This is a genomic window from Gemmobacter caeni (assembly GCF_003054195.1).
GTDB classification, from domain to species: domain Bacteria; phylum Pseudomonadota; class Alphaproteobacteria; order Rhodobacterales; family Rhodobacteraceae; genus Gemmobacter; species Gemmobacter caeni.
On the sequence record NZ_QBKP01000007.1, the window covers coordinates 203,234 to 227,920 of the forward strand.

Annotated in this window: 21 protein-coding genes and 1 riboswitch; of the genes, 9 read left to right on the forward strand and 12 right to left on the reverse strand. The window is 66.7% G+C overall.

The window, feature by feature from the left end; all coding sequences use genetic code 11:
- Nucleotides 1–1,716, forward strand: a complete 1,716-nt coding sequence (locus C8N34_RS12780; RefSeq protein WP_108129160.1) for a cobalamin-dependent protein — start codon at nt 1–3, stop codon at nt 1,714–1,716.
- On the opposite strand, the gene C8N34_RS12785 is transcribed toward C8N34_RS12780, so the two are convergent.
- From C8N34_RS12785 to gabT, 4 genes are all read right to left on the reverse strand, one after another.
- The gene (locus tag C8N34_RS12785; RefSeq protein WP_108129161.1) at nt 1,711–2,613 is read right to left on the reverse strand and encodes a phosphate acyltransferase; all 903 of its coding nucleotides are present in this window, start codon (nt 2,611–2,613) and stop codon (nt 1,711–1,713) included. The genes C8N34_RS12780 and C8N34_RS12785 overlap by 6 nt on opposite strands.
- Nucleotides 2,607–3,707 carry a butyrate kinase gene (gene buk / locus C8N34_RS12790; protein WP_108129162.1) on the reverse strand — a complete coding sequence of 367 codons (1,101 nt, stop codon included), beginning with the start codon at nt 3,705–3,707 and terminating at the stop codon, nt 2,607–2,609. The genes C8N34_RS12785 and buk overlap by 7 nt, the downstream gene beginning before the upstream one ends.
- Before the next feature lie 3 nt (nt 3,708–3,710).
- Complete coding sequence (locus C8N34_RS12795; RefSeq protein ID WP_108129163.1) at nt 3,711–5,150, reverse strand: aldehyde dehydrogenase family protein; 1,440 nt, start codon at nt 5,148–5,150, stop codon at nt 3,711–3,713.
- 74 nt (nt 5,151–5,224) lie between these two features.
- Entirely contained in the window at nt 5,225–6,520 is a 1,296-nt protein-coding gene (gene gabT, locus C8N34_RS12800; RefSeq protein WP_108129164.1) for a 4-aminobutyrate--2-oxoglutarate transaminase, read from the reverse strand.
- A 145-nt stretch (nt 6,521–6,665) separates the two neighbouring features.
- Between gabT and C8N34_RS12805 the strand changes: the two genes are divergently transcribed.
- The gene (locus C8N34_RS12805) at nt 6,666–7,244 is read left to right on the forward strand and encodes a cupin domain-containing protein (protein WP_108129222.1); all 579 of its coding nucleotides are present in this window, start codon (nt 6,666–6,668) and stop codon (nt 7,242–7,244) included.
- A 33-nt stretch (nt 7,245–7,277) separates the two neighbouring features.
- On the opposite strand, the gene C8N34_RS12810 is transcribed toward C8N34_RS12805, so the two are convergent.
- The 7 genes from C8N34_RS12810 to capB all read right to left on the reverse strand — a co-directional run bounded on the left by C8N34_RS12810 (nt 7,278) and on the right by capB (nt 15,846).
- A complete protein-coding gene (locus C8N34_RS12810) occupies nt 7,278–8,453 on the reverse strand; it encodes an ABC transporter substrate-binding protein (RefSeq protein ID WP_108129165.1) in 1,176 nt (391 codons plus the stop codon).
- A 24-nt stretch (nt 8,454–8,477) separates the two neighbouring features.
- Nucleotides 8,478–9,530: a branched-chain amino acid ABC transporter permease gene (locus C8N34_RS12815; protein WP_054301307.1), complete on the reverse strand. Its 1,053-nt coding sequence runs from the start codon at nt 9,528–9,530 to the stop codon at nt 8,478–8,480.
- Between the two features lie 3 nt (nt 9,531–9,533).
- A complete protein-coding gene (locus C8N34_RS12820; protein WP_054301308.1) occupies nt 9,534–10,442 on the reverse strand; it encodes a branched-chain amino acid ABC transporter permease in 909 nt (302 codons plus the stop codon).
- Nucleotides 10,439–11,161 (reverse strand): ABC transporter ATP-binding protein, encoded by a 723-nt coding sequence (locus C8N34_RS12825; protein ID WP_229825369.1) that lies wholly within the window; start codon nt 11,159–11,161, stop codon nt 10,439–10,441. The genes C8N34_RS12820 and C8N34_RS12825 overlap by 4 nt, the downstream gene beginning before the upstream one ends.
- Nucleotides 11,158–11,886 carry an ABC transporter ATP-binding protein gene (locus C8N34_RS12830; protein WP_108129166.1) on the reverse strand — a complete coding sequence of 243 codons (729 nt, stop codon included), beginning with the start codon at nt 11,884–11,886 and terminating at the stop codon, nt 11,158–11,160. The genes C8N34_RS12825 and C8N34_RS12830 overlap by 4 nt, the downstream gene beginning before the upstream one ends.
- A 1-nt stretch (nt 11,887) precedes the next feature.
- Complete coding sequence (capA, locus tag C8N34_RS12835; protein WP_108129167.1) at nt 11,888–14,008, reverse strand: caprolactamase subunit alpha; 2,121 nt, start codon at nt 14,006–14,008, stop codon at nt 11,888–11,890.
- An 89-nt stretch (nt 14,009–14,097) separates the two neighbouring features.
- On the reverse strand, nt 14,098–15,846 hold the full coding sequence (capB, locus tag C8N34_RS12840; protein ID WP_054301311.1) for a caprolactamase subunit beta: 1,749 nt from the start codon (nt 15,844–15,846) through the stop codon (nt 14,098–14,100).
- Between the two features lie 307 nt (nt 15,847–16,153).
- Between capB and C8N34_RS12845 the strand changes: the two genes are divergently transcribed.
- Both C8N34_RS12845 and C8N34_RS12850 read left to right on the forward strand, forming a co-directional pair.
- Entirely contained in the window at nt 16,154–17,107 is a 954-nt protein-coding gene (locus C8N34_RS12845; protein WP_108129168.1) for an AraC-like ligand-binding domain-containing protein, read from the forward strand.
- A 51-nt stretch (nt 17,108–17,158) separates the two neighbouring features.
- Nucleotides 17,159–17,587, forward strand: coding sequence for a hypothetical protein (locus C8N34_RS12850; RefSeq protein ID WP_108129169.1), 429 nt, complete (start codon nt 17,159–17,161; stop codon nt 17,585–17,587).
- Here the strand turns inward: C8N34_RS12850 and C8N34_RS12855 are convergent.
- Entirely contained in the window at nt 17,584–18,981 is a 1,398-nt protein-coding gene (locus C8N34_RS12855; protein WP_108129170.1) for a pyridoxal phosphate-dependent decarboxylase family protein, read from the reverse strand. The two genes, C8N34_RS12850 and C8N34_RS12855, sit on opposite strands and share 4 nt — an antisense overlap.
- A 246-nt stretch (nt 18,982–19,227) precedes the next feature.
- A riboswitch (cobalamin riboswitch) is annotated at nt 19,228–19,425 on the forward strand.
- A 124-nt stretch (nt 19,426–19,549) separates the two neighbouring features.
- On the opposite strand from C8N34_RS12855, the gene C8N34_RS12860 reads away from it, so the two are divergent.
- Genes C8N34_RS12860 through C8N34_RS12880 form a run of 5 tightly spaced genes read left to right on the forward strand, consistent with a single transcriptional unit; the run spans nt 19,550 to nt 24,648 of the window.
- Entirely contained in the window at nt 19,550–21,436 is a 1,887-nt protein-coding gene (locus C8N34_RS12860) for a TonB-dependent receptor plug domain-containing protein (protein ID WP_108129171.1), read from the forward strand.
- Complete coding sequence (locus C8N34_RS12865) at nt 21,430–22,260, forward strand: ABC transporter substrate-binding protein (protein ID WP_108129172.1); 831 nt, start codon at nt 21,430–21,432, stop codon at nt 22,258–22,260. Before C8N34_RS12860 ends, C8N34_RS12865 begins: the two co-directional genes overlap by 7 nt.
- Entirely contained in the window at nt 22,257–23,243 is a 987-nt protein-coding gene (locus C8N34_RS12870) for a FecCD family ABC transporter permease (RefSeq protein WP_108129173.1), read from the forward strand. Before C8N34_RS12865 ends, C8N34_RS12870 begins: the two co-directional genes overlap by 4 nt.
- Complete coding sequence (locus C8N34_RS12875) at nt 23,240–23,983, forward strand: ABC transporter ATP-binding protein (RefSeq protein WP_108129174.1); 744 nt, start codon at nt 23,240–23,242, stop codon at nt 23,981–23,983. Before C8N34_RS12870 ends, C8N34_RS12875 begins: the two co-directional genes overlap by 4 nt.
- A complete protein-coding gene (locus C8N34_RS12880; protein ID WP_054302845.1) occupies nt 23,980–24,648 on the forward strand; it encodes an adenosylcobinamide amidohydrolase in 669 nt (222 codons plus the stop codon). Before C8N34_RS12875 ends, C8N34_RS12880 begins: the two co-directional genes overlap by 4 nt.
- The last annotated feature ends 39 nt before the right edge of the window (nt 24,649–24,687 follow it).

Sequence of the window (24,687 nt, forward strand, 5' to 3'; positions counted from 1 at the left end):
ATGTCCGAATCCCCGCCGCTCACTGACCCGCGCCTTCCTCCCGGTGCTGAACTTCTGTCGCGTGGCCGCGCGCTTGCCCGTGACTGGCGCGTCGGCCCTTGCCCGTTCTTCGCCGAGAAGGCTGTGACGTCCGAGGCGGAATGGAAGCGCCGCATCGGTAACAGCCGCATCATGCAGCACGCCCATATCGGTTTTCGCAATGTCGACCGCACGCTGGGCGCCATTGCCGAGGTGCATGACCGCTGTGCCGCCCAGAGCGTGACGGTGGATCGCTTCGGCATCACGCTCGACTGGTCGATGGGCTATCCGCAGGCGCTGCGGGAAAAGGCTGCGCGTGGCACCGGCATCGTGCTGACGGGGCCGGAAGATTTCGCCCGCATCACCCATGCCGCCCCCGCCGCCGCGCATTTCGGCGATTTCATGATCGGCCTGCCGGGCTGTGTGGAAAACACCTGCGCCGCGCTGGCGGCAGGCGCCACCTCGGTCGGCAATCTGGGGCAGTATTTCACCTTCCGCCTGCCCTATTGGAACGATGACGTGGCGACGACCGAGGCGACCGTTACCGCCCTTGGCCTGATTGCCGCACAAGAAACGCAGGTGCTGGTGCATTCAAACCTCGATGACGGCTTCGCGGGGCTGTTTCTGGACATGGCCTCGGCGCTTGGCATGGTGCTGGTGGAAAAGCACATCGTCGAAGGGCTGATCGGCGCACGGCTGGCGCATTGCTATGGCCACCATTTCAGCGACCCGCTGTCGCGCATGGCCTTCCATGCCGCGCTGGCGCGGGTGACAGACCCGCCGGGCACCATGATCTTTGGCAATACCGTCGCCTATCAGGCTGGGTCTGCGGGGAATTATGCAAGCCTTGCGAGCTATCTTCTGGCTGACATGATGGCGCTGGGTCGCTGGGCCACGGGGCATGCGGTGAACCCTGTGCCGGTGACAGAGAACCAGCGCATTCCCGATGTCGATGAAATTGTCGAGGCTCAGGCTTTTGCCCGTCGCCTGGCCGATCACGCGCCGCATCACGCCGCGCTGACCGACTGGCACCGGGTCGAGGCGCTGGCCGACCGGCTGGTCGCCGGGGGACGCGCCTTCGCGCAGGCGGTGCTGGCCGGGCTGGCCGACCGGGGTGTGCCGGAGGACGACCCCGCGGCCCTGTTGCTGGCGATCCGCCGTATGGGGCCGAAACGACTGGAGGCGCTGTTTGGGCAAGGCCCGCTGGCCGCGCGCGGTCGGGCGCCATTGGTCGCCGCCGAATGGGCGCGCGAACTGGATGAAAAGGCCGAACGCTGGGTCGCCGGGCAAACCGCGCTGCCGCGCCGTCTGCGGGTCTGTGTCGGCACCAGCGATGTGCATGAACATGGCAAGTATCTGGTCGAACAGGCGCTGGAAGGTATGGGCGTCGAGGTTCTGGACGGTGGCGTCAGCACAGATCCCGAAGCGCTGGTCGCGCAAGCCTTGGCTGAAGGGGCCGAGGCGCTGGCGATCAGCACCTATAACGGCGTGGCGCTTGGTTACGCGCAGGCTGTGATGGCGGCGCTGAACCAGAGCGGGGCGACGCTTCCGGTTCTGATCGGCGGCAAGCTGAACCAGATCCCCGATGCGTCAAACACCGGCCTCCCGGTTGATGTGACGGCGGAGATTGCGGCCCTTGGCGCCACGCCCTGCGCGGGGCTGGATGACATGCTGCCCGCGCTGCGAAAGCTGCTATAGCGCGGCGGCCTGCCCGGCCCGCAGCGCAGCGGCCAGCAGCAGACCCAGCCAGCGCTGCTCTGCCCCGTCTGCGCGCGAATTCAGCAGGATCGGCACGCGCCCGCCCAGCACAAGGCTGGCGGTGCGGGCATGGCCATGAAGTTTCCACGCCTTGACCGTGGCATTGCCCGCCTCGATGGACGGAAACAGGATCAGATCGGCGCGACCGGCCACCGCCGAGGCCAGCCCCTTCTTTGTGGCAGCGGCTGCCGACAGCGCCACGTCATAGCCGAATGGCCCGTCAACCAGCGCACCGGAGATCTGCCCGGCGGCGGCCTCGGTAGCCAGAGCGCTGGCATCTGCCGTCGCAGGCTGGCTGGCGCTGACCTTTTCAGAGGCCGCAATGGCGGCAACCCGCAGGGGCGTGACGCCAAGACCCCGGAACAGCGGCACCGCATTCAGGATCATGGCGCGCTTCTGGTCCAGTGTCGGCAAGGGCACGATGCCATTGTCAGTGGCGCCGATCAGCCGGTCGAGGCCGGGCATTTCGGCCAGCGTCAGGTTTGACAGCGTGGCCGAGGCGCGCAGGCCGGTTTCCCGCGCCACCACGGCGCGCAGATAGGCGGCGCTGTCGATCCGGCCTTTCACCAGCACATCGGCGCGCCCCGCCCGCACTTCGGCCACCGCAACAGCGGCTGGGTCGTGGGTATCGGCGATTTCCACCCTCATACCGGGGGGCAACATTGGGCGCAACAGGGCCGCGTCATCGGCAAGAAAGGCACCGGCGATCAACCCGCGCGCCTGCGCCTCGGCCAGCGCCTCCAGAACCGCAGGATCGGCGGCCCCGGCGACAGCGGGGCGCAGGGGGCGGCTGCCTTTCAGTGCGCGTTCCAGTTCGGTGAAGCTGCGGATCACCATGGCATCGGCTCCACCTCGGGGGTTGGCGGCCAGACCCGCGCAATCTCCTGCCCGGCCAGAACACGGGCCGCCCCCTCGGCCAGTGCCGCGCTTTCGTGACTGCCGGGATAGCAGACCACAGGTGCCAGTGCCGAACAGCGGGCGGTGATCGCCGCGCGCAGCCGGGCCGATTGCGCCATGCCGCCGGTCAGCAGCACCGCATCGGGCCGGAAGTCCAGCACCGCCGCCATGGCGCCGATAGCCTTCACGATCTGATAGACCATGGCCTGCCAGACCAGATCGGCCCGCGCGTCGCCCGCGTCGATCATCGCCTCGACCTGGCGCATGTCCTTGGTGCCCAGATAGGCGAAAACCCCGCCCTGTCCGTAAAGCCGCCGCTTCAGCGCGGTCTTGTCATAACCGCCGGAATAGCACAGATCGATCAGTGCCATCGGTGGCAGCCCGCCTGCGCGTTCCGGGGAAAAGGGCGAATTTTCCATCCGGTTGGTGCTGTCGACGATCCGCCCGCCCTTCAGCGCGGCAATCGAAATGCCCGCACCCAGATGGGCGACCACGGCATCCAGCGCGGCGAAAGGCTTGCCCAACTCGCCTGCCAGCCTGCGTCCGCAGGCCCGGATATTCAGCGCATGCACGAAGGAAAAGCGGGGGATGTCCGGGCAGCCCGATATACGGGCGACAGGCGGCAGTTCATCCACCGACACCGGATCGACGATGAAGGCCGGGCAGCCCGCCGCCGCCGCGATACGCTGCGCCAGCGGCGCCCCGAGGTTCGAGGCATGCGGATGCAGTGGCCGGTGCAGCGCAAAATCCACCAGCGCGTCATCGACGGCGATCACCCCTGGCGGCACCGGCGTCAGCATCCCGCCACGCCCTGCCACGGCCACCAGCCGAACCGAAGGGCGGCCGCGCAGGAAAGCCGTAATTGCCTCGGCCCGGAACGGCAGTTGTGCGGCGATGTCGGGGAAAGCGGCCATGACCGTCTCGTCATGGTCCAGCGTCACTTCGGCCAGCGCCCGCACCCCGGCGCCATCCGAGGTGAACAGGCCCAGCCGCGTCGTCGTGGTGCCGGGATTGATGGTCAGGATCGCATCCATGGCCTAACCCGCGAAACTATAAGAGGTTTTAACCGTGGTATAGAACTCCGCCGCGTGGCGGCCCTGCTCGCGAGGGCCAAGCGAGCTGCCTTTGGTTCCACCGAAAGGCACATGGTAATCCACCCCGGCGGTCGGCAGGTTCACCATGACCATGCCCGTCCGCGCCTGACGGCGGAACTCCCGCGCGTGCCGCAACGAGGTGGTGCAGATCCCCGCGGACAGGCCAAAATCACTGTCATTCACCACCACCAGCGCCTCGTCAAAATCCGCGACGCGGATGACGGCGGCGCAGGGGCCAAAGATTTCCTCCCGCGCCACGCGCATGTCGTTGCGGGCGTTCAGGAACAGGGCGGGGCGCTGGAAATGCCCCTCGGTCGGCAGGTCCAGCCGTTCGCCGCCGACCACCTCGCAGCCCTCGGCGCGGGCCAGATCGACATAAGACAGGTTTCCGGCAAGTTGCTGTACGGAAACCACCGGGCCGATCTGGCTGTCAGGCGCCAGCGCCGGGCCGACACGCAACGCCATCATCTGCCGCGTCAATTCCGCCACGAAGGCATCGTGAATCCCCGACTGCACGATCAGCCGCGACGAAGCGGTACAGCGTTGCCCGGTCGAAAAGAACGCGCCGTTCAGACAGGCTGCAACGGCGGTGGGCAGGTCGGCGTCATCCAGCACCACCATCGGGTTCTTGCCGCCCATTTCGAGCTGCACTTTCTTCATCCTCTCGGCCGCCGCGCGGGCGATGGCGCGCCCCGTCGGGACCGAGCCCGTGAAGGAAATCGCCCCGATCTGCGGCGCCTCGACCATGGCGCGGCCCACAACCGAGCCCGGCCCCATGACGAGGTTGAACACCCCCGCCGGGCAGCCCGCCTCATGGATGATCCGGGCGAGCATATGGGCGGTGCCGGGCACCAGTTCAGCGGGTTTCAGCACCACTGAATTGCCATAGGCCAGCGCGGGCGCGATCTTCCACGCCGGGATGGCGGCGGGAAAGTTCCATGGGGTGATCAGACCGACCACGCCTACCGGCTCGCGTGTGACTTCGATGTCGACGCCGGGGCGGACAGAGGCCAGCGCCTCGCCCGACATGCGCAGCGCCTCGCCCGCGAAGAAGCGGAAGATCTGCGCCGCGCGGCGGGTCTCGGCCAGCGCTTCGGGCAGGATCTTGCCCTCCTCGCGCGCGAGCTTGGTGGCGATGTCTGTCGCGTCGGCCTCGATCCGGGTGGCGATGCGGTCCAGCAGATCGGCGCGCGCCTGCGGACCGGCGGCAAACCAGCCGGGTTGCGCAGCCGCCGCCGCCCCGGCTGCCGCAGTCACATCCCCGGCGGTGCCTGCGGCATAAAGCCCGATCAGATCCGCGAGGTCCGAGGGGTTGCGGTTTTCACTCAGATGATCGCCCGGCACCCATGCGCCGTTGATCAGGTTCAGATGCGGGTCAGACATGGCAGGCTCCGGGCAAAGCAGGGCCGCGCCCTGCCGGTGGGGCAGGGCGGGCGTCGCGCAAGGGTGGCTTGGGATCAGGCGGCGCGGGCCGTCACGGCGGCCTCGATCGAGGCTTCGATGATGTCCAGTGCCTCGTTCAGCTGATCCATCGGGATGGTCAGTGGCGGCAGCAGGCGGATGACGTTGTAGCGCGTGCCGCAGGACAAGAGGATCAGCCCGCGCGCCTCGGCCTCGGCCACGACGGCGGCGGTGAGGGCGGCGTCGGGGCCGTTGGTGGCGCGGTCGGTCACCAGTTCCAGCGCGTTCATCGCACCAAGCCCGCGCACCTCGCCAATACACTCCATTCCCTGCCGGGCCGCGATCTGGGTCAGGCGGGCGCGGATCACCTCGCCAATCTCGGCGGCGCGCAGGCAAAGCTGTTCATCCCCGATCACATCCAGCACGGCATGGGCCGCGGCCACCGCCAGTGGGTTGCCGGCATAGGTACCACCGACACCGCCGGGGTTCGGCGCATCGACGATCCCGGCGCGGCCGGTCACCGCCGAAAGCGGGAAACCACCGGCCAGCCCCTTGGCCATGGTCACCAGATCGGGGGCGACGCCGGAATGATCAAAGCCGAACATGCGGCCGGTGCGGGCCATGCCGGCCTGCACCTCATCTGCGATCAGCACGATGCCATGTTGGTCACAAATCTCGCGCAGCGCGCGCAGGAAGCTGAACGGAGCGATATTGAAACCGCCTTCCCCCTGCACAGGTTCGATGATTATGGCGGCTACCCGCTCCGGGTCCACGGACGAGGCGAAAAGCCGCTCCAGATGTCCCAGCGCATCGGCCTCGGTCACGCCGTGGAAGGCGTTCGGGAAAGGGGCATGTACGATTTCGGGCGGCATGGCCCCGAAGCCCTTCTTGTAGGGCGCAACCTTGCCGGTCAGTGCCATACCCAGCAGGGTGCGGCCATGGAAGGCGCCCGAAAAGGCGATGACGCCTGACCGCCCGGTGAAGGCGCGGGCCATCTTGATGGCGTTTTCCACCGCCTCGGCGCCGGTCGTTACCAGCATGGTTTTCTTGTCAAAATCGCCCGGCGTTGCCGCATTCAGCCGCTCGGCCAGCGCGATGTAGCCCTCATAAGGTGCGACGTGGAAGCAGGTATGGGTGAAGGCCTGCGCCTGTTCTGCGACGGCGGCCATCACACGCGGGTGGCGATGGCCAGTGTTGTTCACTGCGATCCCGGCGGCGAAATCGAGGAAGCGGCGCCCCTCGGCATCCCAGAGTTCGGCGTTTTCGGCGCGGGTTGCATAGATACCGCGCGTGGCGACGCCACGGGCGACGGCGGCGGATTTGCGGCTGGCAAGGCGGGCGGATTCGGACATTGCACTCTCCGGGGCTATACGGTGATTCTGTGTATCAATGCTCAATATATTGAGCAATATAATGCGGTGTGGCAATGCGCTGCATGGCAAAAGATTGCGCGCTTTCGGTGGGCTGACTATGCTGTGCAAAACCAAGGGGTTCGGCATGCAGGATTTCGATGTGGGCGCGCGGCTGAAGCAGATGCGGCAGGCAGCAAACCTGTCGCAACGGCAATTGGCCGAGGCCTCGGATGTGCCGCATGGCCAGATTTCGATGATCGAGACCAACCGCTCCAGCCCTTCGGTCTCGTCCCTGCGCAAGATTCTGGGCGGTCTGGGCGTCACCATGTCGGAATTCTTTGAACCCGATGCCCCGGTCACCCAAGCGTTGTTCTTCAAGCCGCACGAGCTGCGCGATCTGACCACCCGGCTTTATTCGACGCTGGAAGGTCCGCGCGGGCGGATCACCTTGCAACAGGTCGGGGACGCGCGGGCGCATAACCTGCAAATCCTTTACGAACGCTATGAGCCCGGCGCCGATACCGGCGAGCAGATGCTGGAACATGCCTCGCATGAGGGGGGCGTGGTGGTGGCGGGGGAAATCGAGGTGACGGCGGGCGACCATTGCGCGGTGCTGAAGGCGGGCGACAGCTATCTGTTCGATTCGACTCTGCCACACCGCTTTCGCAACATCGGCGACCGCGAGGCGCTGGTGGTTTCGGCCTGCACGCCGCCCTATCTGTAAGATGCGCACCCCGTAACGGGGCGCGCCATTGCCTCACTTGCCCAGCAGCACATCCAGCGGAACGGGCTGAGAGATCTGCCATTCATCGACCCGCGCGGGCTTGCCGCCGGTGATCTCGACAATCTGCATCAGCGCGGTGTTCTGGTGGTGCAGCTCGGCGCTGAAGCTGCGCGGGCCGAAGGCGGTGGGTTCGGCCTGCATCTTTTCCAGTTCGGCGGTGACGGCGGCGCCATCCACGGTGCCCGCGCGTTCCACCGCCTTGGCCCAGAGGTCGATCAGCACATAGCCGGGATAGGCATACTGGCTGGCCGGACGCGCGCCGGTCCTGGCCTCATATGCGGCGTTGAAGGCCTCGACCTCGGGGCGGGGATCGTCACCGTAGATCGTTCCTTGCACCGGCAGCGCAAAGCCCGAAAGCCCCGGTACCGCATCCAGCCAGTAAGACCCGTCCACCGCCGAGCCATTGAGGATCAGCGCCTCGATCCCCGCCGCGCGGATCTGGCGCACTGCCGCCGCTGCACCGGGCATGACCGAGCAGAGCATGATCACATCGGGCGTCTTTTCCAGCGATTTGATGCGTGTGATCTGGCTGGCGATGGAGGCATCGTCGTTCTTGAAAGTGTCGCGGCCGAGGATCTCTGCGCCTTCCAGTTGCGGGAACATCCAGTCAAAGCCGGTGCAGATGCCCTTGTTATATTCGATAAAGGTGTCTTCCAGCACGAAGGCGGTGCGGGCGTCGCGTTTTGCATAGGCCCATTCCGCCATGGTCGCGCCTTGCACCGGCGCGAGGACAGACGACGAAAAGCTGTTCGGGCCAACACCCTGCAACCCGGCTTTCACATCCTCGGCGCAGAGAAAGAAGCTGTTCATTCCTTCGCCCTCCGCCACCAGCGCTGCGGGGGCGCCAAAGTCATAGTCGCAGGACACGACCATCATCTGCGCGCCCTGATCCAGCACGTCGAGCCCGGCCTTGGCGGCCTCGGCCCGGTCGGTGCGGGTGTCGGCCTCCACCACCTTGATCTGCTGGCCCAGCAGACCACCCGCGGCGTTGATTTCCTCGATACGGATTTTCGCGGCGGTGGCGGCAGGGGTGTCATAGGCTTCCATCCAGCCGGATTTGGCGATGGCGAAGCCGACGGTGATGTCATCGGCGGCACGGGCGGGCGCGGTCAGCGCCAGCAGGGCCAGCAAAGAGCAGGCGTATTTCATGGCAAGTCTCCTGTTGGATCCGGGTCAGTTTTGCGATGTGCCGCGCCCGGTGACCCAGCGGGCGGGCAGCATGATCTCGCGCCCGGCCATCAGACCGGCGGGGCGAAAGACAAGGACGAGGATCATCGCAACGGCGATGATGATTTCCTGACTGCCGGGGGGCAGGGCGAAGGTGGCGGTGCCCAGGGTGAAGCCCTTCTCCAGCCGCACCAGCGCCTCCACCGCCAGCGACACTGCCAGCACGCCGATCACCGCGCCCGAAAGCGAGCCGATGCCGCCGACCACCAGCATGGCAAGCATGAGGAAGGTCAGGCTCAGGTAGAACCCGTCAGGATTGATGACACCGATGAAGTGCCCGGCCAGCGCCCCGCCCACGCCGCAGAAGAAAGCCGACAGCGTATAGGCCAGCAGGCGGTGGCGGTATTGGTCGATACCGGAGGCAGAGGCCGCCACCTCATCCTCGCGCGTGGCGCGCAGGGCGAGGCCTGAGGCAGAGGCGGCGTAAAGGCTTGCGGCAAGGATCGCGGCGATGGCCCAGCCAAGTGCCACCCAAGGGGTGACATAGCGCGCCAGCCCCACGACAGACGAAGTACCGCCGGTGACGGGCGTCCAGTTCGCCCAGATCGTGTTGACCATGGCAAGAAAGGCGAAAGTGGCGATGGAGGCGGCGATGCCCGAAAGGCGCAGGATGGCGGCCCCGGTCACCAGCGCCAGCGCGGCTGCCACCAGCCCGGCGGTCAGCGCGGCGGGCAGGACATGCCAGTGCGCCTCGGCCAGTGCGGGTGGCAGGCCGGGCAGCAGCGTCGCCTTCATCGCGGGGTTCAGCGTCGTCCAGGCCGAGACATAGGCGCCCACACAGGCAAAGGCGGCATGGCCAAAGCTGATGACCCCGGAATTGCCGGCGAAGATCCAGAATCCTACGACCAGCGTGACCCGGATCAGGGTCTCTGACGCCATGCGTGCGGCGGCGCGGTCGCCGAGCGCAAGGGTCAGTGCCACGAAGGCCAGTAGCAGTAGCGCCAGCAGGATCGGTGTGGTGGTCGCCATGCGGCGGCGGATACGGTGTTGCGTGATCATGGCTCAGACCCTTGGTTTGGCGTCGGCGGCGGCGAACAGGCCCTGCGGGCGGAACAGCAGGACGACGATGACCAGCGCGTAAAGGAAGGCATCGCGGAACGGTCGCGCCGCATCGGGCAGACCGGCTTGCAGCAGGGCGGAGGCCGCGCCGATTGCCAGCCCTGCAGCCACGGCGCCGGGCAGGCTGCCCATGCCGCCAACCACGGTGGCGATGAAGGCGATCAGCATGATCTGCCCACCCATCCGCACATCGGCGACCCCGGTCTGTGCCACCATGACCAGCGCGACCACTGCCGCCAGCGCCCCGGAAAGCGCGAAGGCACCCGAGATCACGCGGTTCGCCCGCACGCCCAGCAGTTGCGCCATGCCGAAATCTGCCGCTGCGGCGCGCATCTCCAGCCCGAGGCGCGAGCGTTTCAGCATCAGGCCAAGTGCGAGCAGGATGGCGATGACCGCCGCAATGACGATCAGTTGCAGCAAGGGCACCTCGGCCGGGCCAATGCGCACCGGGGCGCCCAGCCCGGCCCAGAGGCTGATCGCCTTGGGCCGCCCGCCATAAAGCACCAGCAAGAAGTTTTGCAGCGCCACGCCAAGCGCGAAACTGCCCACCATCAACGCCACGGGCGAGGCATTGCGCAGCGGCCGGAACACCAGCGCTTCGGCTGCCACGGCAAGCCCCGCGCCGAAGCCAAGGATCGCCAGGATCAGCAGCGGCGTGGGCAACAGGCCCAGCCCCAGCGCCGCCACCGCATCGGTGGAGGGCAGGATCAGCGCGAAGACCGCGCAGGCGATGAACTGGCCATGGGCAAAGTTCACCAGCTTCATCACGCCGAAGATCAGCGCGATCCCCAGCGCCGCAATGGCATAGATACCGCCCAGTGACAGGGCGTCGAACAGAAGTTGCAGGCTCATGCCGGGTCTCCGAAATAGGCTTCCGACAGCAGGTCGGCGGCGGCGAAACCGGCGGCATCGCCATCGGCGACGATGCGTCCGCCACGCATCAGGATCATGCGCCCGCCCACCCGCGCGGCGCGGGTCGAGGATTGTTCGACGATCACCAGCGTCAGCCCGCGCAGGGCTTGCAGGCTGCACAGCCGGTCATAGACCTCGTCCACCACCTTGGGCGCGAGGCCGAGCGAGGGTTCATCAACCAGCATGACCTTGGGGTTGGTCATCAGCGCGCGGGCGATGGCCAGCATCTGTTGCTGGCCGCCCGACAGCGCGCCCGCCGGGGCCTGGGCGCGGGTACGCAGGATGGGAAAGGCGGTAAAGGCCGTCTCCAGATCGTCGGCGACAGCGGCCCGGTCACGGCGGATGCCGGTGCCGACCATCAGGTTCTCCTGCACGGTCAGCCCGCCAAAGATACGCCGCCCCTCCGGCACCATCGACAGCCCGCGCCGCGCGATGCGTTCGGGGCCAAGGCCGGAAAGGATGTCGCCATCCATCTCGATCCGGCCATGCGCCGCAGGCACCGCGCCCGAGATCGCGCCCAGAAGCGAGGATTTGCCCGCACCATTGGGGCCGGAAATGAACAGCCGCTCCCCTTCGGCCACGGTGAAGGACAGATCGGAAATCGCGGTCAGCTTGCCGTAGCGCACCGCAAGGTCATGGATGCCCAGCTTCGCCATCATGCGGCCTCCGCCTGGTCGGCGCCGAAATAGGCTTCGCGCACGGCAGCAGATCCAAGGATTGTGGCACGGTCGCCCTGTTCGATGACGCGCCCGCCATCCAGCACGACAACATGCGCACAGACCGACAGCACGAGGCCGACATTGTGTTCAATGAGCAGGCAGCCGATGCCCTTTTCCGTGGCGATGCGGCGGATCAGGCCGGCCAGATCGGCGGCCTCTTTTTCCGACATACCGGCGGCGGGTTCATCCAGCAGCAGGTAATCCGGGTTTCCGATCAGCGCGCGGGCAATGGCGATGCGGCGCTCGTCGGTATAGGGCAGGCCGGCGGCGGGGCGGCTTTCCAGCGCCTCCAGCCCCATCCAGTGCAGCACTTCTGCCGCTGCCTGTTCCGCCGCCGCGCGGCGCATGCCAAGTCCCACGCCGGTGCAGGCGAGATTATCGAGCACATCAAGGCCCCCGAACAGCCGCCCGGCCTGAAAGGTGCGCGCCACGCCCGCGCGGCGAAAGCCATGGGCGGGCAGGCGCGACATGTCGCGCCCTTCCAGCACCACCCGGCCGGTGTCCGGACGCTGGAAGCCGGTGAGCGTGTTGACACAGGTCGTCTTGCCCGCCCCGTTCGGCCCGATCAGCCCGGTAACTTGTCCGGGCGCAATGGCAAGGCTGACCTCGGTCAGCGCCCGGAAGCCGCCGAAGGCGACCCCCACCTGTTCCAGCGTCAGGGTCATCTCAGGCGACCTCGGTCGCGCGCTGCGGCTGTGCCGCGCCGGTCTGGGTTGCCAGCGTCAGAACGTAAACGCCAGAGGCATCCAGCTCCGCCAGCCAGCCGGGTTCGATCACGATGGTGGTCGTGACCTCCTGAATGACAGCCGGGCCGGTGATGCGGTCGCCCGCGCCCAGTGCCGCACCGTCATAGACGGGGGTTTCATGCGCGATGCCGTCGGCGTTGAAGATCATCTCGCGCGTGCCCTTCAGTGCCGAATGCGCGCCCTTGCCGGGGACGACGGTCATGCGGCCGGGCTTGTCCACCGCGCCGGTGATCGCGCTTTCGACATTGACCACCTCGACGGCGCTGTTCGGCTCGGCATAAGTGTAAAGCTCTTCATGCCGGGCGTGGAAGGCGGCCTTCAGACGTTCCAGCGCGGCCTCGGTCACCTCGAACGGGTCGACGTCCACGGTGCATTCATGCACCTGCCCGACATAACGCATGTCGAGGCTGCGGCGGATGCTGATCGTGTCATCGGTGAAGCCATCGGCCATCAGATCGGCACGGCCGCGTGCCTCCAGCCCGTTGAACAGGCCGTTCAGCTTTGCGGCGGATTCGGCGCCTTCCAGACGGGCGGCGGCGGGGGCCATGTAGTTGTATTTCACATCGGAAATGATCTGCCCAAAGGCGCAAAGCCCCGAGGCCAGCTTCGAGATCAGCACCTTGCGGGTGCCCATCTCGCGTGCCAGCGCCGTGATATGCGCCGCCGTCGCGCCGCCCGCGCAGTTCAGCACGAAATCGCGCGGATCATAGCCCCGCTCGACCGAGACGCGGCGGATCGCGTTCACCATGTTGTTGTTGACGATGGTGAACATGCCATAGGCGGCCTTTTCCACGCTGATGCCCAGCGGATCGGCCAGATGGGTCTTGATCGCGGCGCGTGCCTTTTCGACGTTCAGGGGCAGGCGGCCCCCCACCAGACCATCGGGGTTCAGATAGCCCAGCACCAGATTGGCATCGGTGGTGGTGGGTTTCTCGCCGCCTTGGTCATAACAGGCCGGGCCGGGTTCGGACCCCGCCGATTGCGGCCCCATCTGCATCAGGCCCATGCTGTCGATCCAGCCGATGGAGCCGCCGCCCGCGCCCAGCGTTTCGACCTGGATCATCGGAATACCGATGCGATAGCGCAGGAAATCGACGTTTTTCGACACATTCGCGCGGCCATCGCGGGTCAGCGTGATGTCGAACGAGGTGCCGCCCATGTCGACGGTGATGATGTCCTTCATGCCCCAGGGCTGGCCGAGCCACAGCGCGGCCTGCGGTGCCGAGGCGGGGCCGGAATTGATGGCATAGACCGACTGGTCCGACACAACCTTGCCGAGCGCCAGCCCACCGTTCGACTGGAAGTAGCGCACGGGATGGCGGGCGCCGAGGCTGCGGAAATAGGCGTCCACTGCCTCGACATAGCGTTGCAGGATCGGGGCGAGATAGGCATTCACGATGGCGGTGGAGGTGCGGGTATATTCGCGCACCTGCGGGTAAAGCTGGCTGCCCACGGTCAGCCGGACATCCGGCATCATCTCGCGCACGATTTCTGCGGCGCGGTTTTCATGTTCGGGGTGCAGCACCGACCAGACAAAGCTGATGGCGACGGATTCGACGCCCTCGCGCAGGAAATGCCGGCAGGCCTCGCGCACGTCATCCTCGTTCAGGGGGGTGTGGACCTGGCCGTTCGACAGCACCCGTTCACCGACGCCCCGGCGCAGATAGCGCGGCACCAGCATGGTGGCGGGCGGATAGTCGGGGTCGTAGCGATAGCCGTCTTCCTTGTGGCCAAGACGGATCTCGATGCTGTCTTCATGGCCGCGTGTGGCGATCAGGCCGGTCTTGGCGCCGTTATGGGTGATCAGCGCGTTCAGCCCGACCGTGGTGCCGTTGATGCAGAGATCGGCGTTGGAGACGATGGTTTCGGGGGAAAGCCCGGTTTCCTCTTCGATCAGGGCGAGGCCGTTGCGGATGGCGGCGGTCGGGTCGTTGGGGGTGGAGAGCGCCTTGAAGATGCGCACGCCGCCCTTGCGATCGGCGAGGATGAAATCGGTGAAGGTGCCGCCGGCGTCGATGCCGAGACGATACTGGTTCTGCATGGGTTGCGGTCCTTTGGGATGGTGGGGCCGGACGGGGGGCTGTCTGCCCCCCGAACCCCCCGAGGATATTTTTCGACAGAAAATGGGGATCAGGCGGCGCGGAGTTTCGCGGTGGCGGCGTGATCGACGCTCAGGCTGTCGCGGTCGGTGATGACGACGCCATAGTCGAGGCGGGCGCCTTCGAGGCTGACGAGGCCGTTGCGCACGTCTTCGACCACCTTCTGGATGTCGCGTTCGAACGGGTTGCCGTAACCGCCGCCGCCGGGGTTCTTGTTGGCGGCGCGTTCGCCGGGCTGGATCGTCTCAATCACGTTTTCGGTGATGATCCGGGTCTGCCCGTTGCGTGTGACCTCCAGCCGTCCAACCTTGGGCTGGATCAGCGCCGATTTCGCGCCGGCGGCACCCATGGCGGGGATGCGGCGGCCTTCGCCGAAGGTGACGAGCGTCATGGGCGTGTCCATCGGCTCCACCTCCCAGCAGGTGCCGGAGCCGCCGCGGTTCTTTCCCGCGCCGCCCGAATCTTCCATCAGCCCATAGCGGTGAATGATGATCGGGTAGCTGTGTTCCAGCATCTCGATGTCGCCGCTGGTCAGCGCGCCGAAGCAGCATTCCGGGCCGCAGGCATGCCAGCCATCCTGTGCGGCCGTGGCTCCCGCGCCCGAGATGATCGAGGCCAGCACCATGGTCACATATTCCTCGTCATGGCGCTTGTCCCAGCCTGCGATGTTGCAGCCATTGGCATGGCCCCAAGAGGCCGAGACCTTGGCGGGCGCTGCCTGTTCAAAGGCAAGCCGCACGGCGTCGGTCAGGGTTTCCATCGGCGTGGTGGTGCAGTTCATGTGCGGAGCAGGGGATTTTGCGTTGCACAGCGTGCCCTTCGGCCCCATGTCGGTGGTGACACAGCGATAGAGCCCCTCGTTATAGGGTGGCGGCAGTTGGGCAAACATCATCAGCCCGAGATAAACGCCGGAATGGCTGTTCCCTTCGTAGCTGTTGATGAAATAGGGCACCTGCGGCGGCGAGGCGATCTCGATATGACAGGCATCGCCCTTGATGGTGACGGTGGCGGTGATGTCGAAATCGCCGAAGCCGTGACCGGCATCCTCAAGGATCGCGGTGCCGGTATAGGTGCCGTCGGGCACGCCCGCGATCAGCTTGCGCATATGCGCCTCGGCCATGTCGAGCAGTTCGGCGATGCAGTCCTGCACCACGTCTTTGCCGTATTTCTTCATCAGGTTGATGAGGTTGCGCGCGCCCACCTGACAGGCGCCGATCAGCGCGTTGAAGTCGCCCTCCTGGTCGCGGCGTGCGCGCATGTTGGTCAGGAGCAGGTTCATCACGTCATGGCGCGGCTTGCCCTTGTCCCACAGTTTCACCGGCGGGATGCGCAGGCCTTCGGCGAAGATCTCGGTCGCATTGGGGTTGTAGCCCGCCGGAACCGGGCCACCGATATCGGTCAGGTGGCCCTTGCAGACGGTCCAGAATACCAGCTCACCTTCATAGAACACCGGGTAATACATGCAGGTGTCGATGATATGCGAACCGCCATAGGCCGGATCGTTGTGCAGGATCAGGTCACCCTCGTGGATCTCGCCCTCGAAGAACTTCGCCACCGATTTCATCGCGGGGATCAGCGAGCCGAGGTGGATCGGGATGTCCTGTCCTTGCAGGATCATCTCGGGCGTGTGGTTGAACAGCGCCGTCGAATAATCATGCGCGAGGTTGAAGACAGAGCTGCGCGCCGTCTGTTCCAGCGTCAGGGTCATTTCGCGCTGGGTGGTTTCCAGCACACCGCGCACCACCGAAAGGGTGATCGGGTCCACGTTGCGTTTGGTCATGTCGGTCCTTCCCGTTGGGAAGCAGCCACGAAAACAGGCACGCCGGGGGCGCGGTTGTCCTTCTCCCTGTTTCCGGGCCGCTCGCCGGCCTCTCAAGATGGCAGACAGGATGACGCGGGACGCGGCCACGATCTTGCAGACCGGCGCGGGATCATTTGCAAACCGGCGCAGGGATGGGCAGGGCCTTGACGCCCTGCGCATGACCCTTTGTCATTCCGTGCAGGCCGGGCGCGTCGCCGCGAAATTTTCTTGAACGGAAGGGCGTTCGTGGTTAGCGATTCTTGCAGGCCCTCCGGGGGAGATCGCCATGGACATCACTGCCCACAGCACGGCCCTGACGGCCCCCGCGCAGCGGGCGGCGCACTGGAACCGTGTCATTGCCGAGACCTATTTTCCGCTGCATCTGACCTATCGGGATGCGCGCAGCTTCACCGGCACGCTGGAGCGGCGCGAGATGGGGCAGGTGTCCCTGTCGCGGCTTTGCACGGAACCCCTGCAATACGAACGCCTGCCCGACCACATCTCGCATACGCGGGAGGAGGAATATCTGGTCACCATTCCGCGCCGCAGCCCGGTGGAGTTTCATCAGCTTGGCCGTCAGGTGCGCTGTGATCCCGGCGGGTTTATCCTGGAACGCGGGGACGAACCCTATCGGTTCTCCTATGGCGCTGCGAACGAACTGACGGTGCTGAAAATCTCGAAGCGCATGCTGGCGGAAAAGCTGCGCGACCCGGATCGGTTCTGCGCGCGCATCATAGACGCGGGCAGTGGCCTGCCCGCGCTGTTTTCGGCGATGATGGGGCAGCTGCAGGTACTGCCGGAAACCGAGGCGCGGGCGGCGGCCATTCTGGGGCGGCAGACGGTCGAGGTGCTGGCGCTGGCGCTGGAGGGCAATACCGAAGATGGCGAGGCGGGCGTGCGCACCGCCGTGCGGGCGGGTCATCTGCGGCGGGCAGAGCATGTCATCCGGCAGAACCTGTCAAACACCGCCCTGTCACCGGAATATGTGGCCGATGCCTGCGGCATCTCCAAACGCTATCTGCACGAACTGTTCAGCGATACCAACAAGACCGTCTCGCAATTCATCCGCGAGGAACGGCTGATCGCGGCGCGGGATGTGATCGGCGCCTCGCGGCATCTGCCAATGGCCGAGATTGCCTATCGCTTCGGCTTCTCCGATCAGGCGCAGTTCTCGCGGCTGTTCAAGGCGTTGTTCGGCCTGACCCCGACCGACTGGCGCAGGCAGGCTGGCGATGCTTGACAGGCGGGCCGGGTGCTGCGCAGCCTGACCCCGCGAACAGGAGGGGGCGCCATGCAGGATCATCATTGTCACACCAGCAGCATCGTGGTGAACCGCCCGGCAGAGGTGGCCTTTGCCATCATGTCCGACGGGATAGCGCAGGGCCAGTGGGCCTGGGGCAGCGCCAACCGGCGCGAGGCGGAGCCGGGGCTGTTTGTAGGCACCTCGGTCTTTTCGGGCAAGGAAACCTGGGTCCGGCTGAACGCCGATCCGGCACGGTTTCAGGTGGATTACGACGTCGGCCCGTCGAAAGAGGCCATGCAGTTTCGCAACATGTCGCGGGTGATCCCCGGTGACGTGCTGAAGATCGGCGCCGACAAATGCGTGGTGACGCTGCTGACATGGCGGCTGGCCACCCAGACCGATCCGGAATGGGAGCAGATGGGCTGCATCCACGAGGCGGAGATGTTTCTGATCCGGGGCCTTCTGGAACGGAGTTAACCGTTCCCGGCCAGTGCGGTGATCACCTCGAAGGCCGTGGCCACATCGGCCTCGGTCGCGTCGAACTGGCCGACCTGAAAGCGGATCACCAGCCCATCCTGCACCCGCGTCTGCGTGATGTAGATGCGGCCATCATCGTTGATCCGGTTGATGAAGGCCTGCTGCGCCGCCTCATCCGCGCCTTTCAGCCGGAAGGTGAACAGTGACAGGACCGGCTCGGTCACGATCTCGAACCGCGGATCGGCGCGCAGCCGGTCTGCAAGCGCCTGCGACCAGCGCACATGGTTGCGGATGCGGGTGCGCAGCCCTTCCAGCCCGTAATGCCGCAGCACGAACCAGAGTTTCAGCGCACGGAAGCGGCGGCCCAGCGGAATCGACCATTCCGAATAATTGACGATCCCGTCCGCGCCATGGGTTTTCAGGTATTCCGGCCGGATCGCCAGCGTCCGCACCAGCGGTTCGGGGTCGCTCAGGAAATGCGCCGCGCAGTCGAATTGCACGCCCAGCCATTTATGCGGATTGAACACGATGGAATCGGCGCCTTCTATGCCGGTCCACAACTCGCGGAACTCGGGGCAGATCATCGCGGCGCCTGCCCAGGCTGCATCGACATGGGTGTAAAGCTTGTGCGCCTTCGCCACGGCAAGCGTCGCCGCAATGTCGTCGCAGGCGCCGGTTCCGGTGCCTCCGGTGCAGGCGATCACCCCGCAAGGACGCAACCCCGCCGCCAGATCGGCACGGATGGCGGCATCCAGCGCCGCCAGGTCCATGCTGCGCCGCGGGCCTTGCGTCGGGATGCGGACGAGGTTCGCGGCCCCGATGCCGGAAATCCAGATCGCCCGGTCGATGGAGGTATGCACCTCGCCCGAACAATAGACCCGCAGGCGCGGCTGGCCGCTCAGGCCCTGTTCATTGCCCGCCCAATCCAGCGCGCGTTCGCGCATCGTCAGCACAGCGGCGAGCGTGGCGGACGAGGCGCTGTCCTGAATGACCCCCTTGAATCCTTCTGGCAGACCAACCGACTGGCGCAGCCAGTCCATCATCACCGTCTCCATCTCGGTCGCGGCGGGCGAGGTCTGCCACAGCATGCATTGCGCGGCGACGGTGCTGGCCAGAAACTCGGCCAGCATCGAGGGCGGCGTGGCATTGGCGGGGAAATAGGCGAAGAAGCGCGGGTGCTGCCAGTGCGTCATACCGGGCATCACGATCTGTTCGAAATCGGCGAAGATTGCCTCCATCGCCTCGGGCGTTTCCGGCGGACAGGCGGGCAGGGCGGCGGCCACTTCGCCGGGACGGGTGCCGGCGCGGACCGGGCGCTCGCGCAGACCCTGATGATAGTGTGCGCCCCAATCGGCGATACGGGCGCCCCAGCGGGCGAAATCGGTCCAGTTCATCGGGGCTCCTTGGTCGTGGCTTCGGGGATGGCGCAGAGCTTACCGCATTGTGCCTGTGGGGCTGGGCTTTCCGGATCGTTCAGCCCGCATCCTGCGGCGTGGTCATCTGCGCTCCTCCCCCGGGTGGGCAAAGCTTTGCTGCTTGGCCCGGTCCCGTCAAGCAGGCGGGGTGCGTGCATGGTGCCACAGCGGAATGCGATCCACCCGCCGCGCTGCGGCGCGGCCTTGACTCGCGCAGCCCCCGGACCCTAGATCGCAGGACCAAGTTCCGGCCCGCCGGATGAAAAGGGAATACGGAGGAACGCCTGCGTTCTGGCCGTAGCTGCCCCCGCAACTGTCAGCGGTGAGCGACGTCGATCATGCCACTGGGGCGGCAAAGCCCCGGGAAGGCCGGCAACGCTACGACCCGCGAGCCAGGAGACCTGCTTGGAGGATCACCCTTTCCGGGCGCGAGGGGCGCCATGGAAGCGGCCTTAACCGCAGCGGTGACAGCAAGCACTGTCTGCGGAGCCCTTTCCGCGACACATCGGGTCTGTCGGGCATTTGCCCGCGATTGGGAGAACGGAACATGGGTTCCAAACGCGTGTCGTATCTTGGTCTTCTGGCCACCACCTGCCTTCTGGTGCCGGGCGCTGCCGTGGCGCAGGAGGTCACCGAAATGGATGAGATCATCATTTCCGGCGGCCTGACCGGCATTGCCGCCAATGCCTATGGCCGGTCGGTCACCGTGCTGGATGGCGCCGAAATCGCGGATCGCGGCATCGCGACGGTGCAGGATGCCCTGCGCGCGCTGCCAGGGGTTTCCGTGACCGGCTCGGGCAGCACCTATACGCAGGTGCGTATCCGGGGCGGCGAGGCCAGCCATACGCTTGTGCTGATCGACGGGATCGAGGCCAGTGCCGGGTCCGATGAATATGTCTTCACCGGGCTGGAAGCCGCCGATATCGACCGGATCGAGGTGCTGCGCGGCCCGCAATCGGCTTCTTACGGCTCCAATGCCTCGACGGGGGTGATCAACATCATCACCAAAAAGGGCGATGAGGGCACGCATTACGGCGGCCGGATCGAGTTCGGCAACGGCACTGCCGCCTCGGCCTTCCTGTCGCAGCGCAGTGCGCGCGGCGGGCTCAAGCTGAGCCTCTCGGATCGTGATGACAAGGGCTATGACCAGTCCGGCGATGGCGGCGAGAAGGACGGTATCCGCCGCCGCACCCTGAACCTGTCGGGCGACTGGCAGGCGACCGAGGATCTGACGCTGGGCTTCACCCTGCGCCGCTCGAAAGAGCGCTACGACTATGATTCCGAAAACTGGGCCGCGACCGATGCCGACAGCTACGTCGTGGATGACCCGGCGCCCTACAGCAACCGCGATGAACAGACCGGCGCTTTGTGGGCGGAATTTTCGATGCTGGATGGCCGGATGACCCATCGGCTGGAATGGCAGAACACGCTGTTCAGGCAGAGCTTCAACGGCGGCCCGACCACGCGGGGTGAGACCGGGAAGCTGAAATACCGGCTCAGCTACGCGCTGGACGGACAGGCGGTGGAAGATGCGTCGCACCTGCTGAACCTGCTTGCGGAAAAGGAGGATGATGAATCCTCGGCGGCGCCGGGTTACAAGCGCGGCATGACCTCGGTCGCGCTGGAATATCGCGGTTTTCTTGACAACGGGCTGGACATCCAGGCTGGCATCCGGCGCGACAACAACAAGACCTTCGAGGATTTCACCAGCTGGAACATCGGCCTGTCGTGGCGCGTGCCGGATACCGGGCTGCGCGTCCATGCCTCGGCGGGCCGCGCCTCGGTCAACCCGTCCTATTACGAACTTTATGCCGATGACAGCTACACGCTGGGCAATCCCCGTCTGGCACCCGAACGCAACACCGGCTTCGATCTGGGGATCGAGACCGAGGTTCTGGGCGGTCGCGGCCTGATCGACATCACCTATTTCAACGAGAAGCTGGAAGACGAGATCACCTATGCCTATGGCGCGGCACCCGATGGCTCGGGCCGGGCGACCTATGTCAACCAGTCGGGCAAAAGCCCGCGTCAGGGGATCGAGCTCAGCGGTCGCCTGCAAGCCACCGACACGCTGTCTCTGGGGATGAACTACACCTATCTGGACGCAAAGAACCCCGACGGCTCGGTCGAGATCCTGCGCCCCCGGCACGAGCTTGGCCTGTCAGGCACCTGGCAGACCTTTGGCGGCCGCGGTTCGGTTACGGCGGACATCCGCTATGCGGCGGGGAATTACAGCACCGAATACTGGGGCGCCTTTGCAACCCGCAAGACCCCGGTCTGGACCACCGTGAATGTCGCCGCGCGCTATGATCTGACCGACAGCGTGCAGCTGACCGGGCGCGTCACCAACCTCTTTGACCGCAAGAATGTGGAAACCTGGGGTTATGCAACGCCAGGTCGCACCGCATGGCTGGGGCTGGAGGCGAAATGGTAAGGCAGCTTGCGCTGCTTTTGCTGCTGGCCGGTCCGGTAAGCACCGGGCCGGGGTTCGCCGCGCCGGACGCCCCCCGGCGCGTCGTCTCGATCAATCTCTGTACCGATCAGCTTGCTATCCTCCTGGCCGCGCCGGGGCAGTTGATTTCCGTCTCCGATCTGGCGCAGGACCCGCGCTCCTCCACCATGGTCGAGGCGGCCATGGCCTATCCGGCCAATCAGGGTCAGGCCGAGGAGGTTTACCTGATGAAGCCCGATCTGGTTCTGGCCGGAGCCTATACGGCGCGTGCCACGGTATCGATGCTGGAAAGGCTGGGTATCCGCGTGGTCACCTTCCCGCCTGCGAGTTCCATCGCGGAGGTGCGGCAGGGCATGATCGAGATGGGCCGCGCTCTGGGCCGTGAGGCGGCGGCGCAGGCCATGCTGGAGGCGTTCGATGCCCGTCTCGAGCGGCTGCCACCGGCCCCGTCGCAGCGCCCAACCGCCGCGACCTTCGCGGCCAACGGCTATGCCTCGGGCAGCCGGAGCCTTGCGGGCGAGATCATCGAACGCGCGGGCTATCACCATCTGGCCGAGGATCTGGGCATGCCCATGGGCGGCTTCCTGCCGCTGGAGGCGCTGATCATGGCCGACCCCGATCTGGTGATTGCGGGCGATCCCTATCCCGGCGCCTCGCGCGCCGAAGAGGTGCTGCACCACCCCGCGCTTGCCGCGCTGACCGGCGGGCAGACGGTGCTGGAGGAGAATGACTGGGTCTGTGGCCTGCCCGCGCTGCTGGATGCGACCGAACGGCTTGCCGCGACCCGCAAGTGGGGCGCGCCATGAGCTTTGCGCGGCTGCTGACCCTGCTGGCTGTGCTGGTTGCGCTGCTGTTCCTCGTCTCGCTGGTGACGGGCGTTGCGGCGGCGGGTCCAGGGGAATCCCTGCGCGCGCTGGTCTTTGGCGATGGCGGGCCGTTGACGCTGGTGATGCGGGAAATCCGGCTGCCGCGTGCGCTGCTCGCGGTGATGGTGGGGGTGAGCCTTGGCCTTTCGGGGGCGGCAATGCAGGGGCTCTTGCGCAATCCGCTGGCCGAACCCGGTCTGATCGGCGTTTCGGCCTCGGCGGCCCTCGGCGCGGTGCTGGCATTGCAGACTGGCTTTGCGGCCGCCTTCACCCTGGCACTGCCATTTTCGGCGCTGGCGGGGGCGCTGGCGGGAGTGTTGCTGATCCTGCTGCTGGCGGGCCGCAGCGGTGGCGCGCTGGCGCTGATCCTGGCGGGGGTGGCGCTGTCGGCGCTGGCCGCCGCAATGACCTCTCTGGTGCTGAACCTGTCGCCCAACCCGTTTGCGGCCAATGAAATCGTGTTCTGGATGATGGGATCACTGGCTGACCGCAGCTTTGCCCATGTCTGGATCGCCCTTCCGATCATGGCGGCGGGCTGGCTTGCACTGGCGCGGACAGGCCGGGGGCTGGAGGCGCTGACGCTGGGCGAGGATGCCGCCGCCGCCATGGGCACCGATCTCCGCCGCCTGCGGTTGCTGGTGGTGACGGGCGTCGCGGCCTCGGTCGGCGCCGCCACGGCGGTGGCAGGCGCGGTGGGCTTCGTCGGGCTGGTGGTGCCGCATCTCTTGCGTGGCGCGGTCGGGGGGCGCCCGTCGCGGCTGTTGCCTGCGGCCGCGCTGGGGGGGGCGGCGCTGGTGCTGGCGGCCGATATCGGCGTGCGCGTCATCCTGCCGGGGCGTGATCTCAAACTCGGCGTTCTGATGGCGCTGGTGGGCGCGCCGGTGTTCCTGCATCTGATCTGGCGCATGCGGGGGCAGACATGAGCCTGTTGACGCTCGACCGTCTGAGCCTGTCCCGCAGCAGCACGCCCGTTCTGCGCGAGATTTCCCTGACCATCGCGCCCGGCGAATGCGTGGGGTTGCTGGGACCGAATGGCGCCGGGAAATCCACGCTGATGCGCGCGGCGCTGGGGCTGGTGCAGGCCAGTGGCCAGAGCTCGCTCGCCCGGCTGCGCCCGGCAGAGCGCGCGGCGCAGGTCGCCTGGCTGCCGCAGGCGCGTGAAATCGCCTGGCCGGTCAGCGTGGCGCATCTGGTCTCGCTCGGCGCGATGGCGCGTGGCCGGGCCGAAGATCACCCCTCGGTCGCGGCTGCCATCGCCCGCATGGGGCTGGAGCCATTCCGCAACCGCGTGGCAACGGCCCTTTCTGGCGGGGAGCAGGCGCGGGTTCTGCTGGCACGCGCGCTGGCCCAGGATACTCCGCTCCTGATGGCGGATGAGCCCGTCGCGGGCCTCGACCCTGCCCAGCAGATCCGCAGCATGCGGGTGCTGCGCGCGCTGGCGGACGAGGGGCGCGGTGTTGTGGTCTCGCTGCACGATCTCGGGCTGGCGGCGCGACACTGCACCCGGCTTCTGGTGCTGCATCAGGGCGCGCTGGTGGCCGATGGCACGCCCGAGGCGGTGCTGACGCCTGAGCTTCTGGCCGGGGTGTTCGACATCATCGCCCATCGTGCCGATACGCCCGAAGGCCCCAGTTTCCAGCCGCTCGCTACGGTGTCGGAATGACTGTGCTCACCCTTGCCCGTCCCTGGCTGATCGCCGATCTGGGGCAGGAGATGCGCGTGCTCAGCTTCGCGCCGTGGCGGCCGGGCTTTGCCACTGCGCGCCGCATCCTGTGGCGCGAGGTGCGTAATGCTGATTTGACGCCGGATCTGGACGTGGACCGCTGGTTCGCGGCTGAAATGGCGGGGCAGGGCGCGTCGGGGGATGTCGGCATGCTGACCTCGCGCGATATCGGGCGACATTTCACCGCGCAGGCAGAGGTGGAGGGGATCGCCGTCACCTGTATTGCCACGGTCGGGCTTGGCAATGCCGAAACGGCGGGCGCCCGCCGCGCGACGGCCCCCGCGCCGGTGGGCACCATCAACCTCGCTGTGGTGGTCGGGGCCGGGCTGACCGAAACTGCGCAGCTTGAGGCGCTGACCATCGTGGCCGAGGCGCGCACGGCGGCGGTGATGGACAGCGGGTTGCGCCTCGGGAATGGTGCCCGAGCCACCGGCACCGGCACGGATTGCATCGCGCTGGCCGCCCGGCCGGGAGAGATGCGTTTCGCCGGGCTGCATACCGCCCTGGGCGAGGCACTTGGCCGCGCGGTGCGGCAGGCCGTTGCCGTGGGGGCTGAGGACTGGATGCTGGAAAACGGCAGGGTGGCCGACGGCTATCCGCCGTGAACACGGCGCCGCACGGGGGCGAGGCTTTCTCCGGGCGGG